Source organism: Fibrella aquatilis, assembly GCF_017353255.1.
GTDB classification, from domain to species: Bacteria; Bacteroidota; Bacteroidia; order Cytophagales; family Spirosomataceae; genus Fibrella; species Fibrella aquatilis.
This window is the reverse complement of the sequence record NZ_JAFMYU010000011.1, coordinates 1-16,786: the sequence shown is the minus strand read 5'-3', so window position 1 is coordinate 16,786 and position 16,786 is coordinate 1. Positions and strand designations below refer to the sequence as shown.

Sequence of the window (16,786 nt, the reverse complement as noted above, 5' to 3'; positions counted from 1 at the left end):
TATATATGAACAACCGACTACGAATTGTGTTTATGGGCACCCCCGATTTTGCGGTGGCTTCGCTCCAGAAATTGCTACAGGCCGGGGGCAACGTAGTGGCCGTTATTACCGCGCCAGACCGGCCTTCGGGGCGGGGGCTGACCCTGACGGCGTCGCCCGTGAAGCAAGCTGCCGTGGCGGCCAATATCCCCGTGTTGCAACCCGAAAAACTCCGCGACCCCGCCTTTTTGGCTGAATTAGCCAGTTTTGAGGCCGATTTGCAGGTGGTAGTGGCCTTCCGCATGTTGCCCGAAGTGGTTTGGGCCATGCCGCGTATTGGCACGTTTAACCTGCACGGGTCGAAGCTGCCGCAGTACCGTGGGGCTGCGCCAATCAACTGGGCTATTATCAACGGCGAGGCCGAGACAGGCGTGACTACTTTTTTCATCGAAAAGGAAATCGATACCGGGCAGATGATCTTCCAGGAAACAGAGTTTATTCACCCCGACGACACCGCTGGCACCCTGCACGACCGGCTAATGGAACTGGGGGCTGGACTGGTGCTGAAAACGGTGGAGGCCATCGAAGCCGGACAGTACCCGCGCACGCTCCAGCCCGAAAGCACCGAGCTAAAACCCGCGCCCAAACTACACCGCGAAACCACCGAGATCAACTGGAATCAACCTGCGCACGCCATCCGCAATTTCGTCCGGGGCCTCTCGCCCTACCCCACAGCCTGGACGATGATCAACGGCAGAACTTACAAAGTCTACGCAGCCAGTATTGCCAACGAAAGCCCCATACCCGCCGAGCCGGGACAGGCATTCACCGACCACAAGACCAAACTCCTTGTCCGGGCCGAAGACGGCTGGCTCTCCATCACCGAACTACAAGCCGAAGGCAAACGCCGCATGGCCATTGGTGATTACCTACGGGGAAACACAATTTAAACCATGCCAACCACCATACTCCTCACCGGTGCCAACGGGTTTTTGGGTAGCCACATTGTCCGCGAATTGTTGGCGCGGCGGTATAACGTGCGAGCGTTGGTGCGGCCCGGCAGTAACCGAAAAACCCTGCCCGAACTGCCCATCGAGATCGTAGAGGGCGATTTATTGAACCCCGCCGACGTACTACGGGCCGCAAAAGGATGCAAGGCGGTCATTCACGCCGCTGCCCTCGCGCAGGTGAACCCCGCCCGCGACCCGCAGGTGTGGGCCGTGAACAAGACCGGTACCGAGAACGTGCTGGCAGCCGTGAAACAGGCCGGTCTGAAACGGCTGGTCTATGTGGGCACGGCCAACGTGTTCGGCTTTGGCACTAAAGAGCAACCCGGCACCGAACGGTCGCCGTATACGGGGCAGACCTATGGCGTAGACTATATGGACAGTAAAGTGGCCGCTACGGAGCTGGTGCGTCAGGCCGCGCACCGCGACGACGTGGCCGCCATTATGGTACACCCCACATTTTTGTTGGGGCCGCTGGATAGTAAACCTACGTCGGGGGCCATGCTGCTGGCGATAGCCAAAAAGCAATTGCCCGGCTACCCGGCAGGGGGTAAAAACTACGTCCATGTGCGCGACGCAGCCATTGCCACGGTCAATGCGCTTACCATGGGGCGGTTGGGTGAGTCGTATATTCTGGGCAACGAAAACCTGACGTACCACGAAGCCTTCGCCCTTATGGCTAGCGTGGCGGGGGTTACGCCGCCCCATTTTGCACTGCCCCCGACGGTGGCCCGGTTCTACGCGCAGGCTAGCCAGTGGCTAGCCAACATCCGAGGGCGTGTTCCCGCCGTAAATGTGCCAATGGCCATGATTGCCAACGACGGTCATTATTTTTCGTCGGAAAAGGCAGTGCGTGAGCTTAACTTACCCCAAACACCCATTCGAGAGGCCGTTCAGGAGGCTTACGACTGGTTTTCGGCCAATGGATACCTACGTTAGAAAGACCACACACCCACCCACCCGCCAGTCTGTTCAACTTGCCGAACCAACCGCAGCGCAGCCATTTTCCGGAAAAGTGTTTTTGATAACCGGCTCAGAATCAGGCATTGGTCGCGAAACCGCCCGTGAGCTGGCCCGGCAGGGTGCTGCAGTCATGCTCAACGGCCTACGCCCCGACCGGCTCCTGGAAACGCACCGCCTGTTTGCCGAAGAAGGGCTACTGGCCGATACCTGCGTGGCCGACGTAACCAACTGGGATGACTGCCAGCGCCTGGTCGATGCCACCATTCTTGCGTTTGGGCAGCTCGACGGGCTAATTACCAACGCCAGCGTGTCGATGCGGGCCTATTTTAACGACCTTGACATCGACGTGTTTCGCACCGTTTGCGACAGTAACATCTACGGCACGGTGTATCCGCTGAAGGCGGCCCTGCCCCATTTGCAGGCGGCGCGGGGGTCGGTCACGTTTATTTCGTCGGTATCGGCGCTGAACGGATTACCCAGTGGATCAGCCTATTGCGCGGGGAAAGCGGCGGTGAGCAACCTGGCCCACACCCTGCGGCTGGAGTGGCACAACACGGGCCTGCACATTGGCGTGGTACATGTTGGCTTCACCCGCAACGACCCCGACAAACGCGTATTTGATGCCAGTGGCATACCCGTGCCCATTGCCCACCGCCCGCCCCGGTTGCAGATGACCCAACCCAAGGTGGCCGGGCACATTGCGCGCCATATTTTACGGCGTAGGCAGACTACCATCCTCACAGGCACGGGTCGACTCAACGCATTCATGAGCCGCTTCTTCCCCCGTCTGGCCGACAGCATCCTGCTCTGGAGCATGCAACGCTGGCCGAAACTGTACGAATAATGTAGCGCAGGCTGGGCGCCCCAAGCAACGCTGCAACCTGCTGTTCCGTCATTTTGCTGTACATTTGTTCAGGCTGCATCTGGCCCGATTTTGGCAATACGGGGCCATAGCAGGGCGTTGTTAGTGTATTTACTCATTATGCCAGTACTCTCCACCCATATTCCTGGTTCTGAACGCACTGCGGCAAAGCAGTCGGGTTGGTTGCTGACCCTACTGGGCATTACGTGTTTGCTAGTGCCGCAAGCCAGTTTCGCCCAAAAAAAGCCCCGGATCGCGCCCGATAGGCCCGTTTCAACCACCGTTATTGATAACGGGGCCATCGCTCAGCCTACCCAGAAGTCGGACAAGGTGGTGGCGGAAGAAACTGAGTTTACCGATGCCTACCGGTTTTTGCTGGTCGACGAACCCACCAAAGCCGTTACGGCGCTGGAGAAAATGCTCCAGAAAAACCCGGCCAACGCCGCCGTTAACTACGCCCTGGCCACGGCCCTGATCAAGGCCGGGAAAGCTACCGATGCGTTTGCCTACGCCCAGAAAGCCTACCAGCTTAACCCCACCAACGCGTATTACCTGCTGCAAGTAGCCGAACTATACGTGAAGCAAAAACGCTACGCCGACGCCGAAGTCCTATATGAAGAATTGCTGACACGGGGGGTGGAAAGCATGGAATACGGCGTGGAACTGGCCGCCATTTACCTCTTCGACGATAAGCCCGACAAAGCCCTGGCCACCTACGACCGCGTGGAAAAAGCGATGGGCCTGAACGAAGAGATCACCCGTCAAAAACAACGTATCTACCTTAAACAGAACAAGATAGACAAGGCCATTGAAGAGGCCGAACGCCTGATTGCTTCGGAACCCGCCGATCCCGATTTTCTAATTGAAGGCGCCGAGTTACTCATTGCCAATGAACGCGTACCCCTGGCTGTTACCTGGCTCGAACGCGCCCTGAAACTCAACCCCGACGACCCGCAAGCGCACATGCTCCTGGCCGACGTGTACCGCAAGCAGGGCAATATGGACAAGTCGGGGCAGGAGTTGCAGAAGGTGTTTGCCAACCCCAACCTGGAGGCGGGCATGAAAGCACGGATTCTGTCGAGCTACGTGGGCGTAGCGGGCGATACCCCTACGGCCAAGCAGGATGCGCTGAAAATGGCGCAGTCGCTGGTGGCGCAAAGCCCCGGCGATGCCAAAGCGCAGGTCATGCTGGCTGACTTGCTTATGCAACAGGGCCAGAAAGCCGAAGCCCGCGATGCCTATGTGAAAGCCGCCAAAGCCGACCCCTCGGTCTATGAAGTATGGGGTGCTATTATTGAAATAGACAGCGACCTGGCGCAGATTGATAGCGTATTGTCGCACAGCGAAAAAGCCCTTGAAGTGTTTCCATCGCAGGGTAAGCTCTGGTACGTAAACGGCTCGGCCCATTTGTATAAACGTCATTACCAGCAAGCCGTAGATGCCCTCGACGAAGCCCGCAAGCTGCTGACGACCAACCCACAGTTTAAATCGTCAGAGTTGCAGGGGCAACTGGGCGATGCCTACAATGGCCTGGGCGATTACGCCCGGTCGAATGAGGCGTTTGAAGCGGCTCTGAAAGCCGACCCGCAGAACGACCGGGTGCTGAATAACTACAGCTATTTTTTATCCCTGCGGAAAGAGAACCTTCCCAAAGCCCGTGCCATGTCGACGTTGCTGGCCGAACGGCACCCCACCAATGCTACGTACCTCGACACCCACGCCTGGGTGCTGTATGTGATGAAAGACTATGCCGCCGCCAGACAGTTTCTCGAGAAAGCTGTGCAGAGTGACCCTGCTAACGTAAGTGGCACCATCCTGGAACATTACGGCGACGTGCTTTTTCAACTTGGCGAGAAAGACAAGGCATTGATACAGTGGAAAGTAGCAAAACAAAAAGGCGAAACCAGCGAGCGACTCGAGCGTAAGATTGCTGCCGGCAAATTATATGAATAGCGTACCCGTATACAGCCTTTTGTTTATCCTCATGCTAGGGCAAGTCAGTTGTCGCCGCAAGCCAGCCACCTCCCCCACTCCACCTAGTTCGTCGGTAGGCACGGTCGGTACCCGAACCGACACCCTAGCCACCAGTCAGCCCGCTTCGGTAAGTCAGCCAACAGCCACGACAGCCACTACCGGCACCGCCACATCGGGCACCGCTACGGCCCCGCCTCGCCCCCGCCCCGGTATTGATGAGGCCCGCGCCAACGTGGCTGAGGTCGATTTCCGGTACCTGACAGCCAAGTCGAAACTGTCGTTTAAAAGCAAGGACCAGGACATCAGCAACGCCAGCCTCCACCTGCGGGTACGCAAAGACAGCCTGATCTGGATGAGCATTTCAAAGCTGGGCATCGAAGCCGCCCGCGTGCTCATCACCCGCGACTCGGTCACGATCATGGACAAGATCGAGAAGCAATATATGGTCTATGACTTCCCTACGCTGAGCCGCCAGTTCAATTTTGATCTCAGCTTCGACCTGCTCCAGGCGCTGATCGTGGGTAACCTGCCCTTGCCCAAACGCCCCGCGCAGAAAGTAAAAAACGAGCGCGATTACCTGCTGTTGCGGCAAAGCGAAGGCAAAGTGATGGTCGATAATTATATTGGCGAAAACGACCGGAAACTCAAACGCCTGATGGTGACCGAACAACCCACCAAAAACGCTCTTCGCCTTGACTATGAAGACTTTACGGCGTTAAACACATTCCTGTTCCCCTACTCCAGCCTCGTCACCGTCGATTATAAATCGCAGGCCGACGGGCAGTTTTACCAGACCCTGATTCGCATAAAACACAACAAAGTAGAGCTGGTCGACAAAGACCCCGGCTTCCCGTTTTCCATTCCCAGTAAGTACCAACGGAAATGAGTGAATGAGTGACGGACCGTCACTCATTCACTCATTAATTACTCCCATGCGCCACCTCCTACTACTTCTTGCCTTACTTTTATCGTTACCGCTGTTGGCTCAGAAGCGGGACCGGCAGGCGCTGGAGCGCGAAAAACGGCAGAACCTGGAACGGATGAAGGAGATCAGGGCGGTGTTGCAACGTACGGCCAATGAGAAAGAAGTGTCGATTACGCAACTCAAAGCCCTGAACGAACAGATCGAGGCGCAGACCAAACAGATCAACCTGCTGTCGGACGATATTCGGATGAGCGAAACGGAGATCACCGAGTTGCGGCAGGCGAGTCAGGCGCTGAACCGTGACCTCGACAAGCTCCGGGCCGAATACGCCGCCATGATCTACGCCGCCGACAAACGCCGTCAGCAACTCAACCCGCTGGGTTTTTTGTTTTCGTCAGAAAACTACAATCAACTGGTAGCGCGGTATCGGTATTTGAAGCAATACGCCAACGCCCGGCAGACCCAAAAACGGCAAATGGAGGGCGTACAGCAGGAATTGACCGGCAAGCGCACCGCCACCGAACAAAAGCGGCAGCAACAGAAAGTGGTGCTCACCACCAAAGTGCGCGAATCGACCAAGCTGGAGGGACTGCAACAGGAGCAAAATAAAACGGTAAAGCAGCTGAGCCAAAAAGAGGGTCAACTCCGCGCCGAACTGGCCGAAAGTCGCCGGTCTATTGGGCGGTTGGAGAACATGATTACGGCCATCATTGCCCGCGAGGCCCGCGAACGGGCCGCCCGCGCCGCCCGCGAACGCGCCGAGCGGATTCGCATAGCCAAAGCCGACGCCGCCCGACGCCGCGAGGCCGAACGCGAACGGGCTATTGCGGCCAAAAAGGCCGAAGAAGAGGGCAAGCCCGCCCCCCCGCCCGTGGTCATTCCCGAACCAGAAGAAGCCCTGGCCAAGTCAGACAACACGCGTACGGCCAGTAACCTTAACCGCGAAGAGTTGGCGCTGGGGTCATCCTTCGCGGCCTCGCGGGCGCGGCTGCCCTGGCCGGTGCAGCATGGTTTTGTGTCGGAGCGGTTTGGCGTACATCCCCACCCCGTGCTGAAGGGCCTGAAAGTATCAAACCCCGGCATCGACATTCAGACCAACGCCGGTGAGGCCGTCCGCGCCATTTATGACGGCGTGGTCATGAACGTGGAGTTTGTAATGGGCAGCCAAAACGTGGTGGCCATTCAGCACGGCGACTACTACACGATCTACGCCAAGCTGAAAAGCGTAAACGTGAAGGTGGGCGAAAAAGTAAAAGCCCGCGAAACCATCGGTGCCGTTGGCACGGACGGACGTGGCAACTCGGAACTACAATTCCAGATCTGGAAAGAATTCGCCAAAATGAACCCCGAAGCCTGGCTGGCACCGAGGTAAATAGATTTACGAATTACGATTTACGACTTACGATTTATTGCTGACGCGTTCATTTACGCTACAGCTAGTCGACGCGTCAGCAATAAATCGTAAGTCGTAAATCGTAATTCGTAAATCACCATGTCTGTACACAACCCTGATATCAAGCGCGTTACGACGCACACGCTTCAAGAGCTGAAAGGCCGGGGCGAGAAAATTTCGGCCCTCACGGCCTACGATTACTCCATGGCCCGCGTGGTTGATGCCGCCGGAGTAGAGGTAATCCTGGTGGGCGATTCGGCCTCGAACGTGATGGCCGGACACGAAACCACGCTGCCCATCACCCTCGATCAGATGATCTACCATGCCGGGTCGGTGGTGCGGGCGGTGAAACGGGCGCTGGTGGTGGTCGATCTGCCGTTTGGGTCATACCAAGGCAACTCGTCGGAGGCGCTGCGGTCGGCCATTCGGATCATGAAAGAATCGGGTGCGCACGCCGTGAAGATGGAAGGCGGTCAGGAAATCCGCGAGTCGGTGGTGAGGGTGCTGAGCGCGGGGGTGCCCGTAATGGGGCATCTGGGCCTCACGCCGCAGTCAATCTATAAGTTTGGTACCTATGCCGTGCGAGCCAAAGAAGACGCCGAAGCCCAGAAGCTCATCAGCGATGCCCTGCTGCTTCAGGAGATCGGCTGCTTTGGCATGGTGCTCGAAAAGATCCCCGCCACGCTCACCAAACAGGTGTCGGAACAGCTTCAGATTCCTACCATCGGCATTGGTGCCGGCCCCGACGCCGACGGGCAGATTCTGGTGATTCACGATATGCTGGGCATCAACAAGGAGTTTAAACCCCGTTTTTTGCGCCGCTACGCCGACCTTCACAACATAATGCTGGAGGCCATTGCCCACTACGTAGACGACGTGAAGACCAACGACTTCCCGAACGAAACGGAGGCGTACTAGGTTGGTTTCTTGAATGTACAATGTATAATGCACAATGTACAATGAGCTTTGTCCGAAGGCAGAAGCTTGTTGTTAGTATCCATTGTGCATTATACATTGTACATTGAAAGATGAAGAAGCGCCTGCCATATTCCGTTGTCTATGAAGACAACCACCTCCTGATTGTCAATAAGGAGCCGGGTGTGCTGGTTCAGAGCGACCGCACCGGAGACCCGTCGCTGACGGAGATATTGAAAGACTATATCAAAGAAAAATACAACAAGCCCGGCGACGTTTTCCTCAATCCCGTGCATCGCCTGGACCGGCCCGTGAGTGGGCTGGTGGTGTTTGGCCGCACCTCGAAAGCGACCGAGCGCATGGCCGAAATTTTCCGCAAACGCCTGGTACAGAAGACCTATTGGGCTGTGGTACGCAAACATCCCACCGAAAAAAAGGGTCGGCTGGTGCATTACCTGATCAAGGACGAAGCCAAAAATCAGGTGACCACCTACGATGAAGAGGTGCCCGGTTCGCAACGCGCCGAGCTGACGTACCGGCTGTTGGGCAAGATCAATGAACACTATTTGTTGGAAGTAGAACCCATTACGGGTCGTCCGCATCAGATTCGGGCGCAGCTGGCCGCTATGGGGTGTCCCATCCGGGGCGATGCCAAATACGGCTACGACCGCGAAGTGCCCGACAAGAAAATCTACCTTCACGCCCGGCGATTGTACTTTGTTCATCCCGTGAAAAAGGAACCACTCATTCTCCGCGCCGGCCTCCCCGCCGACCCGTTCTGGGAAGAGTTTCTGGAGCTTGACAACGAAGAGTTCAAAGACAAAAACCTCGATTTTATTTATTGAAAGGGGGAGGTGTGGGGGCTACGCGCTGTAGGCCCCTCGACTGCGCTCGGGGTGACAGGGTACTAGAGCAATCCTCTTGAGTTGATTCGAGGTTGTTGTCACCCCGAGCGCAGTCGAGGGGCTATGCGTCAGCAATGCGCTGTCGTATCTAACTACAAACCACAGAAACGCTGACCATCAACCATTTACCCTACTCGATCTCGTTATGAAATACATCCTTCTCATCTCCATAGTCCTGTCCTCTGCCAGCCTGTTTGCGCAATCGAAGAAGCCGAAGCAGGCTACGCGGGCTATTGTAGCGAGGGCAAAAAGTGGGTCGTCGGTGGTGCAAGCGGAGCCTGGCTTAGCTGTTTACAAGCAATATTGCCTTACATGCCATCAGGTCAACGGCAGCGGCGTACCGGGCCTGAACCCACCCCTGCGTGGCACCGAGTGGGTGAATGGCGACAAAGCCCGGCTCATTGGGGTGCTGCTCAACGGACTTCAGAACGCCGAAGTGGAAGGTGAAACTTACGACAACGTGATGCCCGCCCACGACTTCCTGACCGATGCCCAGATTGCCGACGTGCTCACCTACGTACGTAGCAATTTCGGCAATAAGGCCAGCGCCATTACAGCCGACGAGGTGACGGCCCAACGAGCGGCGAAAAAGTAGATTCGGGCTGAAACCCGTTTTTCAGTTAGCAAGATCGAATCCCCTGCTTCCATGAAAAAACACCTACTGTCTGCGTTTCTTTTGGCCGCACTATTCATCCCATCACTGGCGCAACAAACGGCCCCAGTGGGCCTTGAATTATACAGCTTCCGCGATCAATTCAAGGCCGACGTACCCGGCACGATGGCTAAGGTGAGGCAGATGGGTTTTCGCGAAGTGGAGGTAGCGGGCACATATGGTATGACCCTCGAAGCGTTTCGTAAAGAGCTGGATAAGAACGGGTTAAAGGCCATCAGTACTGGCGCTAGTTTTGAAGACCTGGAAAATAACGTCCCGAAAGTCATCAACGAGGCCAAAATATTGGGGGCCAAATACGTGGTCTGCGCCTGGATTCCGCACACCGCCGACCTGTTTACGCAAGGAGATGCCGACCGCGCCATCGACGTATTCAACACCGCCGGCAAGCTACTGGCCGACGAGAAAATCACGCTCTGCTACCACACGCACGGCTACGAGTTTCAGAAAATCCCCGACATGCAGGCCACCTATTTCGACTACATGGTGCCTCAGTTGGACCCGAAATATGTTAATCTGGAAATGGACGTGTATTGGGTGAAAGCCCCCGGCGAAGACCCCGTGGCGATCCTTAAGAAATTCCCGAAACGGTTTTTGCTGGCCCACCTCAAAGACCGCAAACCCGGCACCCCCAACACCATGTCGGGCCACGATGACGTAGAATCGAACGTGGTGCTCGGCGCGGGCGATGTGGGCATTGCCGCCTTTATGGCCGCCGCAAAAAAAGCGGGCATCAAGCACTTTTTCATTGAAGACGAATCTTCACGCGCCATGGAGCAAATGCCTAAAAGCATTGCTTTTCTACAGGGGTTGAAGTAACCCAGTTGTAGGCCGCCCCCTTTATTTTTTCTTCGACTCGATGATGATGTGGGCGTCGTTATTAGTGAAGTCGAGGTTAAGCACTCTGCCGTCGGCCACACCCACTTTAGTAGTATCCTGATAAGCAAAGTTGTTGCGAAGGCTGGGGGTACCTACCACATTGACGGCGTTTTTCCGGCCCGTTTCGCGCAGCACAAGGCTGATTCTTACTGAGTTAGCGTTAACCCGTTCTACTTCTAAACCAGCCGAATAAATTATTTTGGCAATGGTTTGTGGGTAAATCTCGTCCGAATCATCATCCACGCCGGGTGCATCGTAGAGGATTCGACTGATTTCGTAGCTGCCTGCTACTTTCTCGCCATCGTCGGCGGGCTGAGGATCTACGGCGGGTTTGGCGCAGGCCGTTAGTAGTGCCAGCAGGGCTAGCCCATAAACAGTTTTCTTCATCGATCATACGTCACGCGAAACCGACTCAGGTCGGGTTGGCGGGGCTTTTTGCGGGTGGCTTCGTAGTCGTAAATCAGGCGACCGAGGTTGCCCATGAAGGGGTAGCCCACGCTGTCGTAATCGTACTGGTCGTCGTTGAAAATCCCATCGCTGTTGCACGAAATCATGGCCGTGAGCATGAACTCGATACCCTTGTCGAAATCAACCACGTAGGCATTGTCGAGGAGGTAGCCGTAGGCGTCTCCCACTTTGTTAAATATGCGAATGGCGCTTGGGATGGGCGTTTTTTGATCGCCGAAGAGCAGGAATTTACAGTAGCTGTCGTACAGGCTGGTGTCGGCTTTGTAGTTCGGCCAGCGCGTTTCGCGGGGCAGTTGCGACATGTATTGGTACACAAACCGGTAGTCGTCGGGGGTGAGGTTGAACCGCTGTTTAGGCGCTACCGACTCCGGGAACAGCAGCGCCCGCAGAATGGCCTGTTGGTCTTCGAGCGGAAACGCGTTTTTGGCCGTAAAATCGAACGGTTTTTTCACCAGCGAATCGCCCACATAATAGTTGCGCCCCACCATGTAGCCTGTGCCACGCAAAATGGGACCGGGTGCCTGCGGCGTGTGATCGCAAACCTGGGCAGGGACTGATTTCACCCTGATGTTTAAACCAGCTGTATCAGCAGCAAAATTTACCTTTATCGGCCCGGTAATCTGTTCCAGCGTTGGCCCATTCTGCCTATCGGGCAGTAAGAAAACCGGATTCGTGTGCGCGTTTTGGTCAGCGTTTAGCGGCACCGACAGGCGATGCACAATGCGGGTGTTTTCGTAACCTTTGGCTTTCAAGCCATCGTTGAATGGGCACTGACCCACCAGTTCATACAAGCGATTAAACGCATCGTTATCGCTGGTAATCAAAATCTTACGCGCATACTGAGCAACAGATGGCAGGCCGGTTTTTGCCGTGGTATCGCGCCGCACCCGTGTCTGTTTGGCATAGGCCGAATCGGTAATCATAGTGGCATCGCGCGGCACACCCAGAGCGTTTAGCTTCTCCAGCGCCAGCAGCACGGCGGGCAGTTTAACGGTACTGGCGGGATAGAAATACCGGTCTTTATCGACCTGGTAGCGGTATGTTTTAAACGAAGGCCGGTTCTGCGCGTCGCGGTTGATTTGGGTGTAGACAACCTGCACGTCGTAGGCCGAGGGGTTGGCCAGAACTTTGCCAAATAGCTCCGGACGGCTCCTGATTAAATCGGCGAGGAACTTGTCTGTTTTACCCAGGTTAGTGGCCGGGTCAGGCGTGGGCTGGGCTATAGCGAGTGTGCTGTTGAGCAAACCGGCGCACAGCAACGGCCAAATTATGGATGTCTTGTGGTTCATGAAAGGCGCTGATGACAATACGGGTATTGGCCTTGTCGGCGGGGGTGGGATAGGCAAACGAATACACGAAAATACCGTTTTCAAGCAGGAATGGATACAGATCGTCGTGGTCGGTGTAGAAAACGGGGTAACCCGGCGCGTGGCTAAACAAGCCCGTAGGCAGCAAGGCAGCCTCGGCCAGCGCCACGTTGCGCATGAGCCGCTCGTACCCCTCCGCGTACAAGGCATCGGCGTGGACATAGGCGTAGGCATAGGCGGGCGGCATGGGTGAACAGGCACCGAAGTAGGCCGTCTGGCGAATGGCAACCAGCGTGTCGAGATCGCCGAAAATAACCCCGCCCGGCAAACTCATGGCCTTCGCGAGCGAGCCCGTGACGAGCAGCCGGACGTTAGGTTTAGCGGCCAGTTTTAAGGCCAACTGTGGCCAAATGCCCCGCCCCCCATTCAGCACACCTAACCCGTGTGAATCATCCACAATCAACCAAATCATTTGGTTGTCAGACAGTTGATTGATCCAATCGAACGAGTACAGTCCTGACCGAATGGCATCAACCGAATTGGTAAGGATGTAAGCCGGGGCTAAATTCATTGGTAGGCTCTGGTGGCCGTGTAAGTCAACGGTTTGCGGTTTTATCAGCGGATGCCAAAGGGCGGGGTGTGTACCGGGGGCCTGAATACCTACCGCGTTTGGCTCTACCTGATGAGCCAGCCAGTCGGCCACTACCTGCCCCGCCAACATCCCCGACGACACCGTCAGCGCTGCGGGAGCGCCTACCTGCCCGGCCAGTTTGGTTTCAGCGGCCTCGAAAATAGCCAGTTGCAGGTTCCCATTCCGCGACGCGCCAAAGTGCAGCCCATACTGCCCCACGCCCTCAGCCAGCAACGCCTGCATGGCGGGGCGCCGCGCCAAACCCAGATACGCCGTCCCCGAAAAAAACAGGTAATCGCGCCCTTCGTAGGTAATTGTTCGGTTAGGTAGTTGATTGATTATCATACGCGTAATACTGCCCCCGTGCCATTTGCATTTACATACTGCACCGTGCCGAAATTGAAAGTAACGCCGGTAGCGGGGTCGTTGGTGATTAATAAGGAGCCGTCCATATCCACAAAATCGAGCAGGGGCAGCAGGTGCGCAATGGCCGAAATACCCACGCTCGACTCGGTCATGCAGCCTACCATCACGCGCAGGCCACGTTGCCGGGCGTCGGCGATCATGCGTCGGGCGGGGGTAAGGCCGCCGCACTTGGTGAGCTTGATGTTGATCCCATCGAAATAGTCAGCGCAGCGGGCCACGTCGGTTTCGGTAATGCAGCTTTCGTCGGCCATAAGGGGCAACGTAGCTCCGGCGGGCAATTGTTGGGGCAGTTCGCGGCGAAGGCGGGCCATGCCATCCCAATCGTCGGCAGGCAGGGGTTGCTCGATGAGTTCTACGCCCAGGGCCACGAGTTCAGGCGCGAAGGCCAGCGTTTGGTCAACCGTCCAACCGCAGTTGGCATCAACCCGAAATTTTGCTGGGCTGCGCTCAGCCGCCGTATGTTTCCGCAGCAGACGCAGCGTGTCCAGATCGGTGTCTGGTCTACCCAATTTTATCTTGTACAGCGGCCAGGGCAGTTCCTGCATTTTGGCCAGCATTACGTCGGGGGTATCGAGGCCGATGGTGAAGTTAGTGAGCGGGCGGGGCATGTCCAGATTCAGCCCCCAGTGCGCGTAGAGGGGTTTTCTGGCCCGTTTGGCTACCAGATCGTGCGCAGCTTCGTCAATGGCGCACTGCGCAAAAGGGTTGGTTGCCAGGGCCTCGTGCAGCCGGTCCCAGAGGGTTTCGGCGGTGGCCCAGTCGGGGGTTTCGATCAGGTCACGCACACGGCCCAGGTCGGTCATCATCCGGTCTATAGTGATGCCGTAATAGGGGTTGGCCGTGGCCTCGCCAAAGCCCGATAGCGGCCCGTCCTGTAGCTCGACAATCAGCGTTTCCTGCACGTCGCGGCTGTCGTGGGCTATGGTAAAGGTGTGACGCAGGCGCAGGCTGGCACGGTGTAAAAGCAGTTTCATGCCCTCAAATTACAGATTTGGCCCAACTTGGGGTTATGTTTACTGTCTTCTGTTACTGGCTTCCTCGTGACTACCTCGTACCTGATTCTTGTTCTCAGCCTCGCCGTACTGATCTCGTATGGTTTCGATCTGCTAAGCAGCCGGTTTAAAACGCCGCCGGTGCTACTGTTGCTGCTGCTGGGCGTATTACTGCGGCTGTTAACCAACTCACTGTCTATACAGGTGCCGCTGGTGGTGCCCACACTCTCTACGCTAGGTACGCTGTCGCTGATTCTGGTAGTACTGGAAGGGGGCCTCGACCTCGACATTGAACCCGAACGGCTTAGCCTGGTGCGGCGCACAGGACTAATGGCCCTGCTGTCTATCGTGCTCACCACGCTGCTGCTGGCCACCATGCTTTACCTCCTCCTCGACGAGTCGTATTACAAGTGTCTGCTCAATGCCCTGCCGTTCAGCGTCGTCAGCAGTTCCATTGCCGGACAGGCCGTACGTCCCCTGGCTGCCGCCAAACGCGAGTTTAGTACCTACGAGACGTCTTTTGCGGCCATTATCAGCATCATGCTCTACAACTTCCTCATTGTCAGCGACCAATCGGTATGGGGAGCAGCCTTCGGGTTTGTACGCGATACGATGCTGATGGGCGTAATCTCCATTATTTGTTGCCTGGCGCTGCTCTACCTCATTGGCCGCATCAACCATCCAGTCAAGTTTCTGCCCATTATTTCGGTGCTGTTTCTGGTCTACGCCATCGCCGATATCTACGACCTGTCATCGCTGGTGCTGGTGCTTATTTTCGGACTGTTTCTCAACAACACCGATCTGTTTATCCGGGGTAATCTGGCACGGCTGTTCAAGAGCGACCTGTTTGAAAAAGAGTTGGACCAACTCAAAAACCTGACCGCCGAAGGGGCCTTCATTGTCCGCACGTTCTTTTTCCTGCTCTACGGCTTCTCTATTGACCTGAAAGCCCTGATCGACACCGACGCCCTGATTGTCAGCGCCTTATTTGTCTTAGTCATCTTCGCCGTGCGGTGGCCGCTGCTCCGCGCCCTCTTCCGTGGCGACGCCCGCCCCCTCGACTGGATTGCCCCCCGCGGCCTCATCACGATCCTACTTTACACCAATATTCCGCAAGCCCTGAAGCTCACCGGCTTCCGCGAGGGCATCCTCACCCTCGTGGTCATCCTCACCGCCATCACCACCGCCATCGGCACCATCCGGTATAAGGGCGAAACGAGTAACGGGTGAGGCTACAACTCTGTACTAAAAAGTCCTACTAACTACCCTTTCTTCTCGCGTTCTCTTTTTCGGGCTTCTCGTTTGGCTTGGCGGGCGGCTTTGCGCTCGGCGCGCTTTTCTTGGCGGGCAGCTTTTCGTTCGGCGCGTTTCTCTTTGAAGTCTTCCTTGAAACTTTGGAGGGCGTCCTGGAAGGTGATATCGTTGTCGAATTTTTTCTCGAACGCCGACACGTAGGCATTGCGCAGTACGCCAAAAATGGTAGGCCAAATGGGTGTGTTGATGTTGTTGATATCGCCGGTGAGGGGCACGCGCGTGGCCACCTGATCGCGCTTCTTATTCTCCAGTACTTCGGTGGCTCCCTGCGCCAGCAACTCGGTGAAAAACCGGCCAATGGTACGGTGTTCGCCGGGTTCTTTGAGCCTGAAAACCGTCATGTCTTTCGTCAGCGGCTTCAGGTAGCCGTTCAGCTTCCCGTTGTTCATGGCCATCTCCGAAAACACGCTCATACTACCCTTATCGAAGTCGACATTGGCGTATTCGCGGGCAATGGGATTGAGTTTAACCAGCTGTAAGTCAGTGAATTTCAGGTTATAATTAAAATCGGGAATATCTTTTAGCAAGTACATATTGGCGTCGAAACGCATGGTGCCGCCATAGCCGGGCACGTCACCGGTAAGCCAAACGGGCGAGGGTAAACTGCCCGATTTTTCTTCTACGTTGCGGATATTCCGTAGTTCGCCGTTCATTTTCTGGAGCGACAAATCGGCGCGGGCCTGCGTAAAGAGGCTGATGAGGTCCACACGCCCGTTGATGACAGCAAATCGGTTGATTTGAATAGGCAGCAGTTCTTTCACGACCTGGGTCCAGTCGGCACCTTCGCCGGTTTGGCGGGTGCTCTCGTTGTTGGTGAACGAGAAATTTAGTCGTGGCTCGTAGCATTCAATCTCCCCAACCAGCCGCCCTTTAAACAGCAGCCTCCATTCTACTGACAGATCGGACCGGGGGATACTGACAAACGGCTCTTTTACTTTACCATTTATCTTTCTGATTGTCAGATCATTAATCTGATAGGCACCCCGCAGCAAGGCAATGTCAATATCGGCCACATGCCCTGTATAGTCGCCCATGTCGGCCAGGGTTTTGTTTACATACCGTAGCACGAAGTAAGGCAGCAACAGCCGCGCCACCACAAGCAGGACCACAAGCGCGATAAGGATCTTGGCAGTGCGTTTCATCTTTTAATGTACAATGAACCGCAGCGGCGGACCG

Annotated in this window: 16 protein-coding genes; 11 read left to right on the top strand and 5 right to left on the bottom strand. The window is 56.1% G+C overall.

Annotated elements, in window-relative coordinates; genetic code table 11:
• The first annotated feature begins 5 nt into the window (after positions 1-5).
• The 10 genes from fmt (at position 6) to J2I48_RS14330 (ending at position 10,412) form a co-directional block, all read left to right on the top strand.
• A complete protein-coding gene (fmt, locus tag J2I48_RS14375; RefSeq protein ID WP_229376258.1) occupies positions 6-929 on the top strand; it encodes a methionyl-tRNA formyltransferase in 924 nt (307 codons plus the stop codon).
• Between the two features lie 3 nt (positions 930-932).
• Positions 933-1,925: an NAD-dependent epimerase/dehydratase family protein gene (locus J2I48_RS14370; RefSeq protein WP_207336165.1), complete on the top strand. Its 993-nt coding sequence runs from the start codon at positions 933-935 to the stop codon at positions 1,923-1,925.
• Entirely contained in the window at positions 1,909-2,793 is an 885-nt protein-coding gene (locus J2I48_RS14365; RefSeq protein WP_207336164.1) for an SDR family NAD(P)-dependent oxidoreductase, read from the top strand. The genes J2I48_RS14370 and J2I48_RS14365 overlap by 17 nt, the downstream gene beginning before the upstream one ends.
• Positions 2,794-2,931: 138 nt before the next feature.
• Positions 2,932-4,764, top strand: a complete 1,833-nt coding sequence (locus J2I48_RS14360) for a tetratricopeptide repeat protein (protein ID WP_207336163.1) — start codon at positions 2,932-2,934, stop codon at positions 4,762-4,764.
• A complete protein-coding gene (gene lolB1, locus J2I48_RS14355) occupies positions 4,757-5,671 on the top strand; it encodes a lipoprotein insertase outer membrane protein LolB1 (protein WP_207336162.1) in 915 nt (304 codons plus the stop codon). Before J2I48_RS14360 ends, lolB1 begins: the two co-directional genes overlap by 8 nt.
• A gap of 46 nt (positions 5,672-5,717) precedes the next feature.
• The gene (locus J2I48_RS14350) at positions 5,718-7,082 is read left to right on the top strand and encodes a murein hydrolase activator EnvC family protein (RefSeq protein WP_207336161.1); all 1,365 of its coding nucleotides are present in this window, start codon (positions 5,718-5,720) and stop codon (positions 7,080-7,082) included.
• A 120-nt stretch (positions 7,083-7,202) separates the two neighbouring features.
• Entirely contained in the window at positions 7,203-8,021 is an 819-nt protein-coding gene (panB, locus tag J2I48_RS14345) for a 3-methyl-2-oxobutanoate hydroxymethyltransferase (RefSeq protein WP_207336160.1), read from the top strand.
• A 110-nt stretch (positions 8,022-8,131) separates the two neighbouring features.
• A complete protein-coding gene (locus J2I48_RS14340; RefSeq protein ID WP_207336159.1) occupies positions 8,132-8,863 on the top strand; it encodes an RluA family pseudouridine synthase in 732 nt (243 codons plus the stop codon).
• A gap of 205 nt (positions 8,864-9,068) precedes the next feature.
• The gene (locus tag J2I48_RS14335) at positions 9,069-9,518 is read left to right on the top strand and encodes a c-type cytochrome (RefSeq protein WP_207336158.1); all 450 of its coding nucleotides are present in this window, start codon (positions 9,069-9,071) and stop codon (positions 9,516-9,518) included.
• A 51-nt stretch (positions 9,519-9,569) separates the two neighbouring features.
• Complete coding sequence (locus J2I48_RS14330) at positions 9,570-10,412, top strand: sugar phosphate isomerase/epimerase family protein (RefSeq protein ID WP_207336157.1); 843 nt, start codon at positions 9,570-9,572, stop codon at positions 10,410-10,412.
• Between the two features lie 21 nt (positions 10,413-10,433).
• Here J2I48_RS14330 and J2I48_RS14325 read toward each other — a convergent pair whose 3' ends face one another.
• The 4 genes from J2I48_RS14325 to J2I48_RS14310 are packed head-to-tail and all read right to left on the bottom strand — an operon-like array spanning position 10,434 to position 14,278.
• Complete coding sequence (locus J2I48_RS14325; RefSeq protein WP_207336156.1) at positions 10,434-10,859, bottom strand: hypothetical protein; 426 nt, start codon at positions 10,857-10,859, stop codon at positions 10,434-10,436.
• A complete protein-coding gene (locus J2I48_RS14320) occupies positions 10,856-12,229 on the bottom strand; it encodes a serine hydrolase (RefSeq protein ID WP_207336155.1) in 1,374 nt (457 codons plus the stop codon). The genes J2I48_RS14325 and J2I48_RS14320 overlap by 4 nt, the downstream gene beginning before the upstream one ends.
• Entirely contained in the window at positions 12,144-13,223 is a 1,080-nt protein-coding gene (locus J2I48_RS14315) for an aminotransferase class I/II-fold pyridoxal phosphate-dependent enzyme (protein WP_207336154.1), read from the bottom strand. The genes J2I48_RS14320 and J2I48_RS14315 overlap by 86 nt, the downstream gene beginning before the upstream one ends.
• The gene (locus tag J2I48_RS14310) at positions 13,220-14,278 is read right to left on the bottom strand and encodes a dipeptide epimerase (RefSeq protein WP_207336153.1); all 1,059 of its coding nucleotides are present in this window, start codon (positions 14,276-14,278) and stop codon (positions 13,220-13,222) included. Before J2I48_RS14310 ends, J2I48_RS14315 begins: the two co-directional genes overlap by 4 nt.
• A gap of 66 nt (positions 14,279-14,344) precedes the next feature.
• On the opposite strand from J2I48_RS14310, the gene J2I48_RS14305 reads away from it, so the two are divergent.
• Positions 14,345-15,526, top strand: a complete 1,182-nt coding sequence (locus J2I48_RS14305; protein WP_207336152.1) for a cation:proton antiporter — start codon at positions 14,345-14,347, stop codon at positions 15,524-15,526.
• Between the two features lie 32 nt (positions 15,527-15,558).
• Here J2I48_RS14305 and J2I48_RS14300 read toward each other — a convergent pair whose 3' ends face one another.
• On the bottom strand, positions 15,559-16,752 hold the full coding sequence (locus J2I48_RS14300) for a DUF748 domain-containing protein (protein ID WP_207336151.1): 1,194 nt from the start codon (positions 16,750-16,752) through the stop codon (positions 15,559-15,561).
• Positions 16,753-16,786: the final 34 nt, after the last annotated feature.